Source organism: Pedococcus sp. P2_E4 (genome assembly GCF_056403935.1).
Window position 1 is genome coordinate 74,965 of sequence record NZ_JBFUEO010000005.1, and the last position, 15,513, is coordinate 90,477.

At 70.9% G+C, this 15,513-nt stretch carries 15 protein-coding genes; 8 read left to right on the forward strand and 7 right to left on the reverse strand.

What is annotated here, in order from left to right:
• Positions 1-62: 62 nt before the first annotated feature.
• Positions 63-746: an NADPH-dependent F420 reductase gene (locus tag AC1DV7_RS04395; protein ID WP_477594967.1), complete on the reverse strand. Its 684-nt coding sequence runs from the start codon at positions 744-746 to the stop codon at positions 63-65.
• 125 nt (positions 747-871) lie between these two features.
• On the opposite strand from AC1DV7_RS04395, the gene AC1DV7_RS04400 reads away from it, so the two are divergent.
• The 4 genes from AC1DV7_RS04400 to AC1DV7_RS04415 all read left to right on the forward strand — a co-directional run bounded on the left by AC1DV7_RS04400 (position 872) and on the right by AC1DV7_RS04415 (position 4,219).
• Positions 872-1,534, forward strand: a complete 663-nt coding sequence (locus tag AC1DV7_RS04400) for an MBL fold metallo-hydrolase (RefSeq protein ID WP_477594969.1) — start codon at positions 872-874, stop codon at positions 1,532-1,534.
• A gap of 66 nt (positions 1,535-1,600) precedes the next feature.
• Positions 1,601-1,813: a hypothetical protein gene (locus tag AC1DV7_RS04405; RefSeq protein WP_477594971.1), complete on the forward strand. Its 213-nt coding sequence runs from the start codon at positions 1,601-1,603 to the stop codon at positions 1,811-1,813.
• A 37-nt stretch (positions 1,814-1,850) separates the two neighbouring features.
• Positions 1,851-2,672, forward strand: coding sequence for an ABC transporter ATP-binding protein (locus AC1DV7_RS04410; protein ID WP_477594973.1), 822 nt, complete (start codon positions 1,851-1,853; stop codon positions 2,670-2,672).
• Positions 2,648-4,219 (forward strand): hypothetical protein, encoded by a 1,572-nt coding sequence (locus AC1DV7_RS04415; RefSeq protein ID WP_477594975.1) that lies wholly within the window; start codon positions 2,648-2,650, stop codon positions 4,217-4,219. Before AC1DV7_RS04410 ends, AC1DV7_RS04415 begins: the two co-directional genes overlap by 25 nt.
• A 12-nt stretch (positions 4,220-4,231) precedes the next feature.
• Here the strand turns inward: AC1DV7_RS04415 and ppgK are convergent, their stop codons facing one another.
• Both ppgK and map read right to left on the reverse strand, forming a co-directional pair.
• Positions 4,232-5,005 (reverse strand): polyphosphate--glucose phosphotransferase, encoded by a 774-nt coding sequence (gene ppgK, locus AC1DV7_RS04420; protein WP_477594977.1) that lies wholly within the window; start codon positions 5,003-5,005, stop codon positions 4,232-4,234.
• A gap of 49 nt (positions 5,006-5,054) precedes the next feature.
• The gene (map, locus tag AC1DV7_RS04425; RefSeq protein WP_477594979.1) at positions 5,055-5,921 is read right to left on the reverse strand and encodes a type I methionyl aminopeptidase; all 867 of its coding nucleotides are present in this window, start codon (positions 5,919-5,921) and stop codon (positions 5,055-5,057) included.
• Between the two features lie 50 nt (positions 5,922-5,971).
• Between map and AC1DV7_RS04430 the strand changes: the two genes are divergently transcribed.
• Positions 5,972-6,160: a methionine aminopeptidase gene (locus AC1DV7_RS04430; RefSeq protein ID WP_477594981.1), complete on the forward strand. Its 189-nt coding sequence runs from the start codon at positions 5,972-5,974 to the stop codon at positions 6,158-6,160.
• Positions 6,161-6,183: 23 nt separating this feature from the next.
• On the opposite strand, the gene AC1DV7_RS04435 is transcribed toward AC1DV7_RS04430, so the two are convergent.
• Positions 6,184-6,819, reverse strand: coding sequence for a class I SAM-dependent DNA methyltransferase (locus AC1DV7_RS04435; RefSeq protein ID WP_477594983.1), 636 nt, complete (start codon positions 6,817-6,819; stop codon positions 6,184-6,186).
• Positions 6,820-6,879: 60 nt separating this feature from the next.
• Entirely contained in the window at positions 6,880-7,887 is a 1,008-nt protein-coding gene (gene fgd, locus AC1DV7_RS04440; protein ID WP_477594985.1) for a glucose-6-phosphate dehydrogenase (coenzyme-F420), read from the reverse strand.
• A gap of 38 nt (positions 7,888-7,925) precedes the next feature.
• Between fgd and AC1DV7_RS04445 the strand changes: the two genes are divergently transcribed.
• Positions 7,926-9,251 (forward strand): ArgE/DapE family deacylase, encoded by a 1,326-nt coding sequence (locus AC1DV7_RS04445; RefSeq protein WP_477594987.1) that lies wholly within the window; start codon positions 7,926-7,928, stop codon positions 9,249-9,251.
• Here AC1DV7_RS04445 and AC1DV7_RS04450 read toward each other — a convergent pair.
• Both AC1DV7_RS04450 and panB read right to left on the reverse strand, forming a co-directional pair.
• On the reverse strand, positions 9,241-10,308 hold the full coding sequence (locus AC1DV7_RS04450) for a M36 family metallopeptidase (RefSeq protein ID WP_477594989.1): 1,068 nt from the start codon (positions 10,306-10,308) through the stop codon (positions 9,241-9,243). The two genes, AC1DV7_RS04445 and AC1DV7_RS04450, sit on opposite strands and share 11 nt — an antisense overlap.
• 102 nt (positions 10,309-10,410) lie before the next feature.
• Positions 10,411-11,277 carry a 3-methyl-2-oxobutanoate hydroxymethyltransferase gene (gene panB / locus AC1DV7_RS04455; protein WP_477594991.1) on the reverse strand — a complete coding sequence of 289 codons (867 nt, stop codon included), beginning with the start codon at positions 11,275-11,277 and terminating at the stop codon, positions 10,411-10,413.
• A 292-nt stretch (positions 11,278-11,569) separates the two neighbouring features.
• On the opposite strand from panB, the gene AC1DV7_RS04460 reads away from it, so the two are divergent.
• The gene (locus tag AC1DV7_RS04460; protein WP_477594993.1) at positions 11,570-13,828 is read left to right on the forward strand and encodes an immune inhibitor A domain-containing protein; all 2,259 of its coding nucleotides are present in this window, start codon (positions 11,570-11,572) and stop codon (positions 13,826-13,828) included.
• Positions 13,829-13,927: 99 nt separating this feature from the next.
• Positions 13,928-15,478 (forward strand): phytoene desaturase family protein, encoded by a 1,551-nt coding sequence (locus AC1DV7_RS04465; RefSeq protein WP_477594995.1) that lies wholly within the window; start codon positions 13,928-13,930, stop codon positions 15,476-15,478.
• The last annotated feature ends 35 nt before the right edge of the window (positions 15,479-15,513 follow it).

Sequence of the window (15,513 nt, forward strand, 5' to 3'; positions counted from 1 at the left end):
CGTGTGTACGCAACAGGCGCAATGGGTGCGGGTCTTGCGGCCTCGCGATGCGGGCAGCCTGATCAGGCTTGGCGGACGACCTTGAAGTTGAACATCGAGGTGCCCAGGGAACCCATCAACCGGACCCAGATGGGCAGGATCATCTCGGCGCCGCGAGCTGTCGTGATGTCACCGAGGTCGATGACGTCGGTGTGCCCGAAGCTCTCGAGCAGCTCTGTGACCGTCGCCTTGGCCGAGGCGTCGTTGCCGGACACGAAGACGGACGAGCTCTCGCCGAGGTCCGCAGGCCTGACCATCAGGTTGGCGTTCATCGTGTTGAGCGTCTTGACGACCCGCGCCTCGGGGTAGGTCCGCTGGATCTGCTCACCGAGGGAGTCGTCGTCCTTGACGAACAGCGTGGGAGGAAAGCCGCGCGAGAAGTCGAGCGGGTTCGAGACGTCGATGACGAGCTTGCCCGCGAGGTTGTCGGCCCCGGCTGCTTCGAGCGCAGGCAGGGCACCGAACCCGTTCGTCGCGTTGACCACGACCTCCGCCGCAGCCGCTGCCTCGGCGAAGGTCGTGAGCCGAGCGCCCTCGTGCTGCTCCTGCCAGGTGCTGAACGGAGGGTTGCCCATCCCATCGGGTTCCGTGCGCGCGAGAGTCGCCTCCGGGTCGCGAGTGCCGATGACGACGTCGTGGCCGAGCTCGAGGAGCCGGGCGGCGATCGTCTGGCCGACCATGCCGGTGCCGAAGACTGCGTAGGTCATGGGACTCTCCCTGTCGTGGATGGCTTCGTGCTCTTCGACTCGATTATGCGCGGCCCGTGACGACGGCACCCCGGGGGCGCCGCCGCCCACGAGCGCACGCCGGGCACCCGGCATACGGTGGGCGCATGCGGATCACCCACCTTGGCCACGCCAGCCTGCTCGTCGAGACCGGCGACGCCCGCATCCTCCTCGACCCCGGCACCTGGTCCCCGAAGGCCCACGAGCTGCGCGACCTCGACGCCGTCCTAGTGACCCACCAGCACGCCGACCACCTCGACCAGGACCGGCTGCCGGACCTGCTGAGAGCCAATCCCGACGCGGTCCTCATCACCGATCCGGACACCGAGAACCTGTTGCGCGACAAGGGAATCGAGGCCCGCCAGCTCAGGCCCGGTGACGAGGTCACCGTCGGCGCCGTCACGGTCACCGGGGTCGGGGAGATGCACGCCCTCATCCACGACGAGATCCCGCGCATCCACAACACCGGGATGCGTCTCAGCGCCGACGGCGAGCCGGTGTTCTTCCACCCCGGCGACGCGCTCGACGCCGAGCCCGAGGGCGTCGACGTCCTCGCCTTCCCGCTGAACGCCCCGTGGGCGCGCAGCCGCGACATGACCGGCTTCCTGCGCCGGCTCGCCGCCGCGCACGCCGTCCCCGTGCACGACGGGCTGCTGAACCAGGCCGGACGGCGGCTCTACCTCACCCAGGCCGCCAACCTGGGCTCGCCGGACACCCGCATCCACGACCTTGCGGACGGCAGCCCCCACAAGTTCGCCGTGACGGGGTGAGAAGGGGAGCGGCCCGCCATACGGACCGATTTGGCGACTTAGGTAAGGCTCACCTACCCTCGCCGCGTGGGCAAGAACGCCAAGCCGCCGAAGGGGACCAAGGTCGCCAAGGCAAAGAAGAAGTGCTGCAAGGACAAGCCGCGGTGCGCGACCTGTCCCGTGGTGCTCATGCGCCTCGCCACCATGGGCTACGCCGAGCGCGACGACGACAGCAAGCGTCGCTACGTGGTGGACACGAAGGTCCCCGCCAAGGCGATGCTCGTGGCGAGGCAGCGATGAGCCACGAGAGACCCCACGCCTGACATAGCGTGACCCCATGACGGGGACTCCCATGCCGGCGACGACTGCCACCCAGCCGGACACCCAAGCGCCCGACACCGCAGCAGCCTTGAGCCTGCGCGGCATCACCAAGCGCTTCGGCGCCACGACAGCCGTCGACCGCATCGACCTCGACGTGCCGCGCGGATCGTTCTACGGGCTGGTCGGGCCCAACGGCGCGGGCAAGACGACGACCCTGTCCATGGCCACCGGGCTGTTGCGGCCGGACGCAGGCACGGCCCACGTCCTCGGCTCCGACGTGTGGGCCGACCCGGTCGCCGCCAAGCGCCAGATCGGCGTCCTCCCGGACGGGCTGCGACTCTTCGACCGCCTCACCGGCGCCCAGCTCGTCACGTATGCCGGGCTGCTGCGCGGTCTCGACGCTGCCCTCGTCGCCGAGCGGGTGGGGGAGCTGATCGCCGCCCTCGGCCTCACCGACGCCCGCGACAAGCTCGTCATCGACTACTCCGCCGGCATGACCAAGAAGGTCACCCTCGCCTGCGCCCTGGTCCACGGACCCCGGCTGCTCGTCCTCGACGAGCCCTTCGAGGCCGTCGACCCGGTGTCGGCGCGCACGATCCGCGGCATCCTGGAGGACTTCGCCGCGGGCGGGGGCACCGTGGTCCTGTCGAGCCACGTCATGGACCTCGTCGAGCGGATCTGCACCGACGTCGCGCTCATCACCGCCGGGCAGGTCCGGGTGGCCGGCACGGTGGAGCAGGTCCGGGCCGGCTCCAGCCTCGAGGACCGGTTCCTCGAGCTGGTGGGCGGCGGCTCCGACGTGGAGGGGCTCGCGTGGTTGCGCACCTCGTCCGACTGAAGCTCGCGCTGCTGGTCAACGGGTTCAGGCGCAGCGTCGCCGCCATCATCGGCATGGTCGTCGGCATCCTCTACGGCGGCGTGTTCGTCGCCCTCGCCGTGGCCGGGCTGGTCTCCCTGCGGTTCCAGGGCGACCTTGGGCTGGCCCACACCGCCGTCGTGCTCGGCGGCGCCGCCCTCGTGCTCGGCTGGGCGCTGCTGCCGATCGTCATGTTCGGCATCGACCCGACCCTCGACCCGAGCCGGTTCGCGACCTTCGCCGTGCCCGAACGCACCCTCGCCGCCGGGCTGGTGGTCTGCGGCCTCGTCGGCGTCCCGGGGGTGGCCACGGTCGTCCTGGTCCTCGCGTCGGTCGTCAGCGCATCGAGAACCCTGGCCGGCACGGCGCTCGCCCTCGTCGGTGGGGTGGTCGGCCTGGCCACCTGCCTGCTGCTGAGCCGCATCGTCACCGGCGTCGCGTCCGCCATCCTGTCCACCCGCCGGGGCCGCGACGTCATCGGCGTCGTCGGGCTGGTCACCATCCTGTGCCTCGCCCCGCTGAGCAGCTACCTCAGCGACCGCGGGTTCGGGCGCTCGACGCTCGACGACCTCGCGGCGGTGGTCGCGTGGACGCCGCTCGCCTGGGCCTGGGCGCCCGGCCCGGACGCCAACCTCGGCCACGAGGCGACCGCGCTCGTGCGCCTGCTGCTGGCCCTCGCCCTGGCAGGGGTCCTGTTCCTCGTCTGGGAGCGCATCCTCGTCTCGGTGCTGCGCAACCCGCGCACGTCCTCCGGCGACGGCGGAACGACCCGCAGCGGGCTCGGCCTGCTGGGCCGGTTGCCCGCCACCCCGATGGGGGCCATCGCCGGTCGCGCGGGGACGTACTGGATCCGCGACCCCCGCTTCAACTTCTCCGGTCTGATGACGGCGGCGCTGCCCGCGGGCCTGCTGGTCCCGGGGCTGGGCTCACACTCCGACGTCGCCCTCGTCGCGATGCCGCTCGCGTCCGCCTACCTCATCGGCTGGGGCCAGCACAACGACGTCGGCTACGACTCGACAGCCTTCTGGATGCACGTCGCCTCGGGTGTCGACGGCGTCAGCGACCGGCTCGGCCGGCTGTTCCCGTCAGGGGTGCTCGCCGCCGTCTGCATCCCGGTCTACTCGGTCCTCGGGGCGTGGCTCTCGGGACGGTGGGGTCTGCTCCCGGCCATCCTCGGTGTGTCGATCGCCTTGGTCCTCAACGGTTTTGCCGTCGCCTGCGTGATGAGCGCGATCAAGCAGTATGCCGTGCCGTCGCCCGGGGAGAGTCCGTTCAGCTCCCGCCCGGGCTCGGTCGGGGTGACCCTCGGGGTGCAGGCGATCTGCGGCACGGCCGTCATCGTCCTGTCGCTGCCGGCGATCGTCTTCGGTGTCGCCGCCTGGTACGGCACGGGCTGGGCCGCCTGGGTCGCCCTCGGCGTCGGAACGGTGCTGGGCGTCGTGACCCTGGGTGTCGGGGCGACCCGCGGCGGTGCGTTGTTCGACCGTCGCCAGGCCGACCTGCTGCAGGACCTCGTCGCGATGCGCTGAGCGCCGAGCCGCCTACTTCTTGCGGCGCTCGTGCTCCACCTGGGCGAGGTGCGCCGCTCCGATGATCCCGGCCTTGTTCTCGAGGGTCGCCGGGACGATCGGGGTCTTGAGCTTGAGCAGTGGCAGGAACTTGGCCGCGTCCTTGGACACCCCGCCGCCGACCACGATGAGGTCGGGCCACAGCAGCGCCTCGAGGTGGCTGTAGTAGCGCTGCAGGCGAACCGCCCACTCCTCGTAGCTCAGAGCCTCCCTGTCCTTGATCGAGGAGGCCGCCCGGGTCTCGGCGTCGTGGCCGTCGATCTCGAGGTGGCCCAGCTCGGAGTTGGGGATGAGGATGCCGTCGTGGATCAGGGCGGTGCCGATGCCGGTGCCGAGCGTGGTCAGCACGACCAGTCCCTTCTGGCCCTTCGCGGCGCCGTAGTGCAGCTCGGCCACCCCTGCGGCGTCGGCGTCGTTGACCAGCACGATGTCGTGCTCGAGGACCTTCTCGAGCATCGGCTCGGCGTCGAAGTCGAGCCACGACTTGTCGATGTTGGCCGCGGAGCGCACCACTCCGTGAGTGACCACGCCGGGGATCGTGACCCCGATGGGGGAGTCGCCGCGCACGTCCTCGAAGTGGTCGACGATCTGGTCGATGACCAGGCTCACCGCCGCGGGCGTCGACGGCACAGGGGTGTCGATCCGCTTGCGCTTGGCTGCGAAGGCACCCTTGGCCAGGTCGACCGGCGCCCCCTTGATCCCACTGCCGCCGACGTCGATCCCCAGGGGTAGTCCGTGCTTGGCCATGTCTCCGCCTCCTTGCGGTGCACCGACGAGGCGGTGCGGGTTGCGCTGCTCAGGGCAGCGTGAGGATCTCGTTCCCGCTCTCGGTGATGAGGATGGTGTGCTCGAACTGTGCCGACCTCTGGCGGTCCTTGGTGACCACCGTCCAGCCGTCGTCCCACATCTCCCAGTCGGGGTTGCCACCGAGGTTGAGCATGGGCTCGATGGTGAAGGTCATGCCGGGCTCGATGACCCTGTCGTACGACGGCGCGGCGTCGTAGTGGGGGATGATCAGGCCGCTGTGGAACTCGCGGTGGATGCCGTGTCCGGTGAAGTCGCGCACGACCCCGTAGCCGAACCGACGGGCATAGCTCTCGATGACCCGGCCGATCACGTTGATCTCCCGCCCCGGCACCGCGGCCTTGATGGCGCGCATCATGGCCTCGCGGGTGCGCTCGACCAGCAGCCGCGACTCCTCGTCGACGTCGCCGCATAGGTAGGTCGCGTCGGTGTCGCCGTGCACGCCGCCGATGTAGGCCGTGATGTCTATGTTGACGATGTCGCCGTCCTCGAGCGGGCGGTCGTCGGGGATGCCGTGGCACACGACCTCGTTGACCGACGTGCACAGGGACTTCGGGAATCCCTTGTAGCCCAACGTGGACGGGTAGGCACCGTGGTCCAGGAGGAACTCGTGGCCGACCCGGTCGACCTCGTCGGTGGTGACCCCGGGGGCGATGACGGCGGCGGCAGCGGACATGGCCTGGGCGGCGAGGCGGCCGGCCACCCGCATCTTCTCGATGGTCTCGGCGTCCTGGACGTCCGAACCGTGCTCGCGGGTGGGACCGGGCTTGTCGACGTACTCGGGTCGCTCGATGGACGCGGGTACGGGTCGGCGTGGTGACACCACCCCGGGGGCCACACTTGCGTACGTCATCGGCATACGGTGGAGTCTAGGGACGTCCACAGATCCGTCGACTTGGAGGGCACACGATGGCCTACTGGTTCAACGTCAGCAGCGGTCAGGTCGAGACCGATGACAACAAGAGCGCGAGTGACGACCTCATGGGTCCCTACGCGTCGGAGGCCGAGGCCTCGAACGCCCTGCAGACCGCGCGCGAGCGCACCGAGAAGTGGGACGCCGAGGACCGCAAGTGGGAGGAAGGCACCACCGAGGACTGAGCGAGGGAGGACTGAGCAGGGGCTCAGTCGACGAGGCGGTGCACCCTGACCACGTAGCCGCTGTCGGGCTGCCAGGACGTCCGGTCCCACGTCGAGTACCGCGCAATGGGTGACAACCCGGCGACCTCGGCGGCCCGGTCGTAGTCGGCCAGGCTCGTCACGGGGCACCCCGCGGGCAGGTGCGCGGCGTCCAGGCCGAAGCCGGCGACCAGCAACCCGCCCGGCTTCAGGTGGGCGCTGACCCGCGCGACCGCTGCGGTGAGCGTGCCCGGGGCGAGCAGGGCAACGACGTTGCCCGCGAGCACGGCGAGGTCGAAGGCCTGCGAGCGCAGCTGCAGGCGGCTGAGGTCCTGGCGCACCCAGGTCGTCGACGGGTCGCGCTGCTCGGCCACCTCGATCATGGCGGCGTCGGAGTCGACGCCCACGCAGCGGTAGCCCAGGGTGGTCAGCTGCGTGGCCACGCGGCCGGTGCCGCATCCCGCGTCGAGCACCCGGGCGGGGGCGGGCACGAGGTGCTCGATGAAGGCTGCCTCCCCGTGGATGTCCATCCCGCGGGCCGCGAGGTCGTCGAACCGCTGTTGGTATGCCGTGGCGGCGCCCGGTCCGCCGGACACCTCGGACCACCAGGTCCGGGGCTCGGGGGGCAGCTCGGTGGTCATGCCCCCAGCGTAGGTTTCGGGCCGCGGCTGCGGAAGGATCCCGCGGTGCCGTGACAGTCCTCAGCCGAGGTCGCGCAGCCCCGGCAGCACCCGGTCGGCGAACGTCGACAGGAACCGGGACTGGTCCTGGCCGGGTCCGTGGAACACCAGGTGGTTGAAGCCCCACTCGACGTAGGGGCGGACCGCCTGGACGACCTCCTCCGGGTCGTCGGTGACGATCCACCGCGAAGCCACCTGCTCGTCCGACAGCTCGTCGCCGAGGCGCTCCATCTCGAGGGGGTCCGAGGTGCCGTGCTTCTGCTCCGCGGTGAGTGACAGGGCTGCCCAGAAGCGGCAGTTGGCGACGGCCCGCTCCAGGTCGGGGTCCCACGACAGCTTCACCTCGAGCATGCGGTCGAGGTCGTCGCGGGTCCGCCCGGACTTGGCCAGCCCTTCGTCGACCGCAGGGAGCAGCTTCTCGCGGTAGAGCTCCTCGCCCTTGCCCGACGTGGCGATGAACCCGTCACCGGCACGCCCGGCATACCGGGCCACCAAGGGGCCACCGGCGGCGACGTAGACCGGGATCGGCTGTTCGGGACGGTCGTAGACCGTCGCGTCCTTGAGGGAGTAGTAGTCGCCCTCGAAGGTGACCCGCTCGCCGCTCCAGAGCTCACGCATCAGCGTGACCGCCTCGCGCAGGCGGCCGAACCGCTCCTTGAACTCCGGCCACTCCTCGACCGACCCGACGACGACCTCGTTGAGCGCCTCACCGGTGCCGATGCCCAGGACCACGCGACCCGGGTTGAGGGAGCCGAGGGTGCCGAACGCCTGGGCCACGACCGCCGGGTTGTAGCGGAACGTCGGGGTCATGACCGAGGTGCCGATCTGCACGCGGTCGGTGCGCTCGCCGAGTGCGGCCAGCCATGCGAGCGAGAACGGCGCGTGGCCGCCGTGGTGTCGCCAGGGCTGGAAGTGGTCGGAGATGAAGACGCTGTCCAGGCCCGCCTGCTCCGCCTCGACGCCGAAGTCGAGCAGCTCGCGCGGCGCGAACTGCTCCGCCGAGGCCTTGTAACCGATGCGCAGGGTCATGCCGCCCACCGTATGCCGCGTCGTGGCAGGCTCGCCGCATGACCCCAGCTGCGCCGCACGACGCCCTGACGATGCTCGAGGCGGAGGTCGTCGCACGCATCGACGCCGACGCGATCCTCGACGACCTCGCAGCGATGGTCGGACTGCGACCTGTCGGCGGAGCCCCCGGTGAGGTCGCGGTGCAGCAGTGGGCAGCCGCCAGGCTCGGCGCCCTCGGGCTCGACGTCGACACCTGGGAGGTCGACCTCGCGGGCGAGGCCGCCGACCCCGGCTTCCCCGGGATGGAGGTCGCGCGCGAGCTGATGCTGGGCGTCGTCGGAACCTGGGGTGGTGCCGACTCCCGGACCGGCTCCCGGGCCGACTCCGGGGCCGACTTCCCGGGGCTGGTGCTCTGCGGCCACACCGACGTCGTACCCCCGGGTGACCTCGCCCGGTGGGAGCGCGACCCGTTCGAGCTGGTCGTCGACGACGGCGTGGCCCGCGGTCGCGGGGTGTGCGACATGCTCGGCGGGGTCGCCGCGATCCTCGGGGCGGTGGCCGCGCTCGCAGCGGTCGGGCCCCGGCTGGAGCGCCCCCTCGCCGTGCACCTGGTGAGCGGTGAGGAGGACGGCGGGGTGGGGGCGTTCGCCACGCTGCGCCGTGGTCACGGCGGGCAGGCCTGCCTCATCGCCGAACCCACCGGTGGGGCGGTCATCCCCGCGAACGCCGGGTCGCTCACGTTCCGGCTGGAGGTCGAGGGTCGCGCGGCCCACGGCTCGGACCGGACCAGCGGGGAGAGCGCGCTCGACCACCTGCCCGTCGTCCAGCAGGCGCTGCGGTCGCTCGAGACCGCCCGCAACGCCAGCCCGCCCGAGCTGTTCGCGCACCTCGACCTCGTCGCCCCGATCTCGGTGGGCACCGCCAGGGCAGGGGGCTGGGCGAGCACGGTGCCCGACCTGCTGGTCCTGGAGGGCCGCCACGGCGTGCTCCCCGGCGAGTCGCTCGACACGGCGCGCGGCGCCCTCGAGGGGGCACTCGCCCGGTTGGGCGACCGTGACCCCTGGCTGCGGGAGCACCCCGTCCGCGTGAGCTGGCCCGGGGGAGTCTTCGCACCGGGCGAGCTCCCGCAAGGCCACCCGCTCCTGGAGCAGACCGCGGCGGCCGCCGCCGACGTCGGGCTGGGCAGGCCCACGGTCAAGGGCGCGCCATACGGCTCCGACCTGCGCCACTACGCCGCCCAGGGCGTCCCGACGCTCCAGTTCGGCCCCGGCACCCTCGCGGCGGCTCATGCCGCCAACGAGTGGGTGCCGGTGGACGAGGTGGTCCAGTGCGCCCGTGCGTATGCGGTGCTGGCGCTGCGCCGGTGCGCGGACCTCAGAACCTGATGCCGCGCGCCTCGAACTTCGCCTTCACCAGGGCGGCAGCCGCAGCGCCGTCGCGGGTCCGCGCGGTGTCGTAGGTCGCCTTGGCTGCGGCCGAGAAGGACGTGTCGGGCGCGAACCGGAACTGCGCGTCGATCAGCGTCGTGTCCCAGGCCCGGGTCGTCCTGCCCATCGCGGCGTAGCCCAGCCGGATCTCCCAGAGCGCCTGGCTCCAGATCTGGCCGTCCGCGTGCACCTCGCCCTCGCGCGTTGCCACCGTCATCCCGGTGTCGAAGCGGCGGATGCAGTGCGGGGCCCTGGTGTAGGAGGTGGCGTCCCAGTCCATCGGGCAGGCCGGGTCGGCGTTGACGGGCCACTTGTACTGGGCAGCGGCGTCGAGCCCGACGCTGACCGCGAGGTAGTCGCCGAAGGCCTCGCCGATCGAGCCCGCGTCGAGGGTGGTCCCGTATCCGGGCACCTGCGACTCGTGCACCACGTGGCCGTACTCGTGGACGATCACCTCGGCGTCCTCGGCGTCGTCGACCCCGCCCTTGCCCAGCCGGATGCGGTACGGCTTGTCGGTCATGTAGCTGTTGTCGCCGCCGTACTGGTCGATCTTGACCGGGAACGACTGCTTGACGATGCCCGGGAGGGTCGACCCGAAGCCGAGCGACTGGAGGTACTCCTGAGCCTGGTTGACCCAGAAGTAGCCCATCACCTGCTCGAACTGGTCCTGGTGACGGGTGTAGACGAACGTGTTGGTCGCGCTGTGTGCCGGTGTGCCCGTCGCCGACTCGACCGTCGCCCACTTCCCGCGCAGGTAGCCGGAGCCGTCGAGGTTGCGCAGCGGCACGGTCGCGTACTCGGTGGCCGGGACCGCGGCGTCCGAGTCCTTCTGGTCGGTCAGGTCCTGGTTGCCGGACGACTGCACCGGGTTGACCTTGAACACCGCGCCACTGCCGGTCGCGGTGCCCGGGGTCGGCTTCGTGGCCTGGGCCGGGGCGGCGGCGAACAACAGACCGCCGACCGCCAAGGTGGCGACGACGGGCAGGAACACGGGACGGTGGTGGCGCTGCGGCACGAGGGGTCCTCCGATCACGACGGGCGACCACGACGTGTGGCCCCGGGTGGACGGTAGTCGTGATCCGCACCACCGGGGTCCTACCGGTGCATGAGCTTCCGGTTACTCGAGGAACGAGTTCTCGTCGGCGGGGAACACGCCTGAGGCGACGTCGGCGGCATACGCGGCGGCGGCCCTGCCGAGCTCGCCACGAAGGTCGGCGTACTTCTTCACGAACCGCGGGGCCTTGCCGCCCCGGAGCCCGGCCATGTCCTGCCAGACGAGGACCTGCGCGTCGCACTCGGCGCCGGCGCCGATGCCGATCGTCGGGATCGACAGGACTTCGGTCACCCGCGCGGCGAGGGGAGCGGGGACCATCTCCATGACGATCGCGAAGCAGCCGGCCTTCTCGAGCGCGACGGCGTCCTCGACGAGCCGGTCACCGGCGTCGCCGCGACCCTGCACGCGGTAGCCGCCGAGGACGTGCTCGCTCTGAGGGGTGAAGCCGATGTGGCCCATGACCGGGATGCCGGCGCGGACGAGCAGCTCGACCTCGGGGACCATCGGCTTGCCGCCCTCGAGCTTGACCGCGTGGGCCAGCCCCTCCTTCATGAACCGGGTAGCCGTCGCGAGCGCCTGCTGCGGGCTGGCCTGGTAGGACCCGAACGGCAGGTCGGCGACGACCATGGCCCGCTTCGCCGCCGACGTCACGGCGCGCACCAGTGGCACGAGGTGGTCGACGGTCACGGGGACCGTGGTCTCGAAGCCGTAGACGTTGTTGCCGGCCGAGTCGCCCACGAGGAGCACGGGGATGCCCGCCTCGTCGAAGATCTCCGCGGAGTACATGTCGTAGGCGGTGAGCATCGCCCACTTCTCTCCCTTGGCCTTCATGGCCTGCAGGTGGGGGATCCGGACGCGCCGCTGGGGGGCCGCCTGGGCGCCCGTGCCGTAGGGGGCGCTGACCTCGGACGATGCCGGCTGTTCGCTCATGCACGGCATCCTAGGGCCGGCCCGCACGACGACCCACGGCCGCCAGACCGTTGACCCGCGGCAAGGAATTTGCTGCCGGATGGCGCCGATGGACCCCATTTGGCGGCCCTCCTGCCCGTTCCCGGCCAAATCTTTACGAACTCCATACCCGTAAACCCATGGGTCCTCTTTGCCCGACATGTTTGGGTCGCCCTTGTGTGTCCGAACAGGGCACGGTGAATTTTCAACTGGAGGATCTGTGAAGAGACGTCATCTGAGCGCTCTCTCGGGGGTGGCCGTCGCGGCCGTCGCCATGAGCTTGGTCTCAGTTCCCGCGCAGGCGACCCCTGCCGCCAAGGACTCTGACCCCAAGGCCGCCAACCGAGAGCACGACCTGCCGAACCCCCTGGGCGATGCCGCCCGTGCCCTGCGCAAGGAGGCGGTCGACAAGCTCGTCAAGGGCGAGGCGACCACCGAGATGCGTGGCGGTCAGCGCGTCATCAAGCTCGCCGGCAACGCCAAGGCGCCCAAGGGCAGCAAGGCCGCCCAGCCTCGCTACGTGTCCTACCCGGTCGAGCGCGAGGAGGACATCTTCACGATCCTCACCGACTTCGGCACCCAGACCAAGGACGGCTTCGACGCCACCCCCGGCCCGGTGCACAACAAGATCCCCGCACCGGACCGCAACTGGGACGGCAACGCCACGGACGACAACTCGACCTACTGGACGGCCGACTTCAACCGGGCGCACTACCAGGACATGATGTTCGGCCAGGGCGAGTCCTTCAAGGACTTCTACCTCAAGCAGTCCAACGGCCGCTTCCTCGCCAAGGGTGACGTCTCCGACTGGGTCACGGTGCCCTTCAACGAGGCCCGCTACGGCAAGAGCAACAACGCCGACGGCTACTGGAACTACGTCAAGGACACGGCCGCCGCGTGGTACGCCGACCAGTTGGCCAAGGGCAAGACCGACGCCGAGATCACGACGTACCTCAAGCAGTTCGACAAGGTCGACCGCTACGACGCCGACGGTGACGGCAACTTCAACGAGCCCGACGGCTACATCGACCACTTCCAGGCCATCCACGCCGGTGAGGGCGAGGAGGCCGGTGGCGGCGCGCAGGGCACCAACGCCATCTGGTCGCACCGCTGGTACGCCTACTCGACCGACGCCGGCAAGACCGGCCCGGAGGGTGCCAAGCTCGGCGGCGTGCCGCTCGGCAGCTCGGGCATCTGGATCGGTGACTACACCACCGAGCCCGAGAACGGTGGCCTCGGCGTCTTCACCCACGAGTTCGGCCACGACCTCGGTCTGCCGGACTACTACGACACCGCGGGTGGCGACAACGGCACCGGCTTCTGGACGCTGATGTCCGGTGGCTCGTGGCTCAACCACGGCAGCGACTCGATCGGCACCACCCCGGGCTACATGGGCCCGCTCGAGAAGCTCCAGCTCGGCTGGCTCGACTACAAGGCGGTGCCCTACGGCACCGACATGACGGTCAAGCTCGGCTCGGCCGACAAGCCGAAGTCCACGTCGTCCTACCAGGCGCTCGCAGTGACCCTGCCGGACAAGACGGTCAAGAACGACTACAACACTCCCCGCTCGGGCTCCTACGAGTGGTGGGGCGGCGCCAACGACAGCCTCAACAACACCCTGACCCGCACGGTCGACCTCACCGGTGCGACCAGCGGCTCGGTGTCGGCGTGGCTGCAGTACAACATCGAGCAGGACTACGACTACCTCTACGCCGAGGTGAGCACCGACGGCGGCGCGACCTGGAAGGACGCGGCGGCGCCGATCACCGGTCCGTCCGACAACGCCGGTCTGACCCCGTGGGCCCAGAAGACCTGGGACCTCACCCCGTACGCCGGCAAGAGCGTCCAGTTCCGCTTCCGCTACGCCACCGACGGTGGCCTGCACTTCGAGGGCCCGTTCCTCGACGACCTCGCCGTGACGGTCGGTGACCAGACGGTCTCCGACGACGTCGAGTCGGGCAACGGTGGCTGGACCGCCGCCGGGTTCACCCGGATGACGGGCTCGACCTCCGAGGTCGTCAGCCACTACTACCTGGCCGAGAACCGCACCTACACCGGTTACGACGCGACCCTCAAGACGGGTCCGTACAACTTCGGCTGGGGCAACACCAAGCCCGACTGGGTGGAGCGGTTCCCGTACCAGAACGGCCTGCTGGTCTGGTACGTCGACGGTGAGTTCACCGACAACAACACCTCGGGCCACCCCGGTGGCGGCCAGTCGCTTCCGGTCGACGCCCGTCCGGCGCCGGTGACCTTCGCCGACGGCGTCAAGCTGGGCAACCGGCGTCAGCCGTGGGACGCCACCTTCGGGCTCGAGCGCACCGACGCGGTGACCTTCCACCGCAACGGCACGGCGCTCAACGTCGCCTCGCAGCCGGCCATCCCGGTCTTCGACGACAGCGACCCGATGCGGTACTGGAGTGCGAAGAACCCCTGGTCCTCGGTCCAGGTCGCGGGCTCCGGCACCGTCATGAAGGTCAACAAGTCCGAGGACGGCGGCAACCTGCTGCAGGTCCAGGTCAGCTTCAAGTGACCTGCGCCCGGCTGACAGGGGTCAGCCGGGCGTGAGCAAGACGGCGGGCCCCCGGGAGCAATCCCGGGGGCCCGTCCGCGTGCCCCCTAGGGTGGGCGCGTGGATTTCGACGACGTGGTCATCGGTGCCGGACACAACGGGCTGACGTGTGCGGCCTACCTCGCCCGCGCGGGTCGCCGCGTCCTCGTGCTGGAGGCGAGCGACCACGTGGGCGGAGCGGCTGTCTCGGCCCAGGCGTTCCCCGGCGTCGACGCCCGCCTCTCGCGCTACTCCTACCTCGTGTCGCTGCTCCCGCGACAGGTCGTCGCCGACCTCGACCTCGACGTCGAGCTGGTCCGGCGCCGGTTCTCCTCGTTCACGCCGGTTCCCGCCGACCCGGCGACGGGCCTGCTCGTCGACACCGGTGACGAGGCCGCGACGGCGGCCGCCTTCGCGCGGCTCACCGGTGGCTCGAGCGAGTATGCCGCGTGGCAGGACTTCTACGGCCGGGTCCACCACCTCGCCCAGGAGCTCTTCCCGACGGTCCTGGAGCCGTTGCGCAGCGAGGCCGAGGCGTCCGCCCTCGTCGGCGACGACGAGCTGTGGCAGGCGCTGGTGCACCGCCCGCTCGGCGAGGTGCTGGAGAAGCACTTCTCCGACGACACGGTGCGCGGCATCGTCGCGACGGACGCGCTCATCGGCACGTTCGCCGAGATGGGGTCCCACGACCTGCGCCAGAACGTCTGCTTCCTCTACCACCTCATCGGGGGCGGCACGGGCGACTGGGACGTCCCCGTGGGCGGCATGGGTGCGGTGACGCGTGGCCTGGCCCGTGCCGCGACGGCTGCGGGTGCCGAGATCCGCACCGGCGTGCGCGTCACCGCGGTCGACCCTGCGGGAGTCGTCTCGTGGGCCGGAGGCTGGGCTCGCGCCGGGGCGATCCACGCCGCGTGCGCCCCCACGGTCCTCAACGGGTTGCTGGCCGCGACCGGGGCCGAGCCGGTGCCCACCGAGCGCGAGCCCGAGGGCGCCCAGCTCAAGGTCAACATGCTGCTCACCCGCCTGCCCCGGCTGCGGGACGAGTCGGTCGACCCCCGGGCTGCCTTCGCGGGAACGTTCCACATCAACGAGGGCTACGACCAGCTCCAGGACGCGTATGCCGCGGCCGCAGCCGGGCGGGTGCCGCAGCTGCCGCCGTGCGAGATCTACTGCCACAGCCTCTCGGACCGCTCGATCCTCAGCCCGGAGCTGGCGGCCAGCGAGGCGCAGACGCTGACGCTGTTCGGCCTGCACCTGCCGGCCCGCCTGTTCCGCGGCTCTGTCGAGGAGCACGACCAGGTCAAGGACCTGGCGCTCGCCCACACGCTGGACTCGCTGAACTCCGTCCTGGCAGAACCGATCCAGGACGTCCTCATGCGCGACGGCGAGGGCCGGTACTGCCTGGAGGCGCGCACCCCGGTCGAGCTCGAGGACGACCTCGGGCTGCCCGGCGGCAACATCTTCCACCGCTCCCTGCAGTGGCCGTGGGCCGAGTCCGAGGCCGAGGTGGGCACGTGGGGCGTGGAGACCAACCACCCGGTGGTGCGCATCGCCGGAGCCGGCGCGCGGCGCGGCGGGGGAGTCTCCGGCATACCGGGGCACAACTCGGCGATGTCGGCCTTGCAGGCCTGAGCGTCCAATTCACGGTGCCACGCGCACCCCGCACC

Bases quoted from the DNA above. Each gene is read 5' to 3' on its own strand.
- AC1DV7_RS04395 (WP_477594967.1), bottom strand. From the start codon at position 746: ATGACCTACGCAGTCTTCGGCACCGGCATGGTCGGCCAGACGATCGCC.
- ppgK (WP_477594977.1), bottom strand. From the start codon at position 5,005: ATGGCCAAGCACGGACTACCCCTGGGGATCGACGTCGGCGGCAGTGGG.
- AC1DV7_RS04445 (WP_477594987.1), top strand. From the start codon at position 7,926: ATGACCCCAGCTGCGCCGCACGACGCCCTGACGATGCTCGAGGCGGAG.
- panB (WP_477594991.1), bottom strand. From the start codon at position 11,277: ATGAGCGAACAGCCGGCATCGTCCGAGGTCAGCGCCCCCTACGGCACG.
- fgd (WP_477594985.1), bottom strand. From the start codon at position 7,887: ATGACCCTGCGCATCGGTTACAAGGCCTCGGCGGAGCAGTTCGCGCCG.
- AC1DV7_RS04460 (WP_477594993.1), top strand. From the start codon at position 11,570: ATGAGCTTGGTCTCAGTTCCCGCGCAGGCGACCCCTGCCGCCAAGGAC.
- AC1DV7_RS04435 (WP_477594983.1), bottom strand. From the start codon at position 6,819: ATGACCACCGAGCTGCCCCCCGAGCCCCGGACCTGGTGGTCCGAGGTG.
- map (WP_477594979.1), bottom strand. From the start codon at position 5,921: ATGCCGATGACGTACGCAAGTGTGGCCCCCGGGGTGGTGTCACCACGC.
- AC1DV7_RS04430 (WP_477594981.1), top strand. From the start codon at position 5,972: ATGGCCTACTGGTTCAACGTCAGCAGCGGTCAGGTCGAGACCGATGAC.
- AC1DV7_RS04410 (WP_477594973.1), top strand. From the start codon at position 1,851: ATGACGGGGACTCCCATGCCGGCGACGACTGCCACCCAGCCGGACACC.
- AC1DV7_RS04400 (WP_477594969.1), top strand. From the start codon at position 872: ATGCGGATCACCCACCTTGGCCACGCCAGCCTGCTCGTCGAGACCGGC.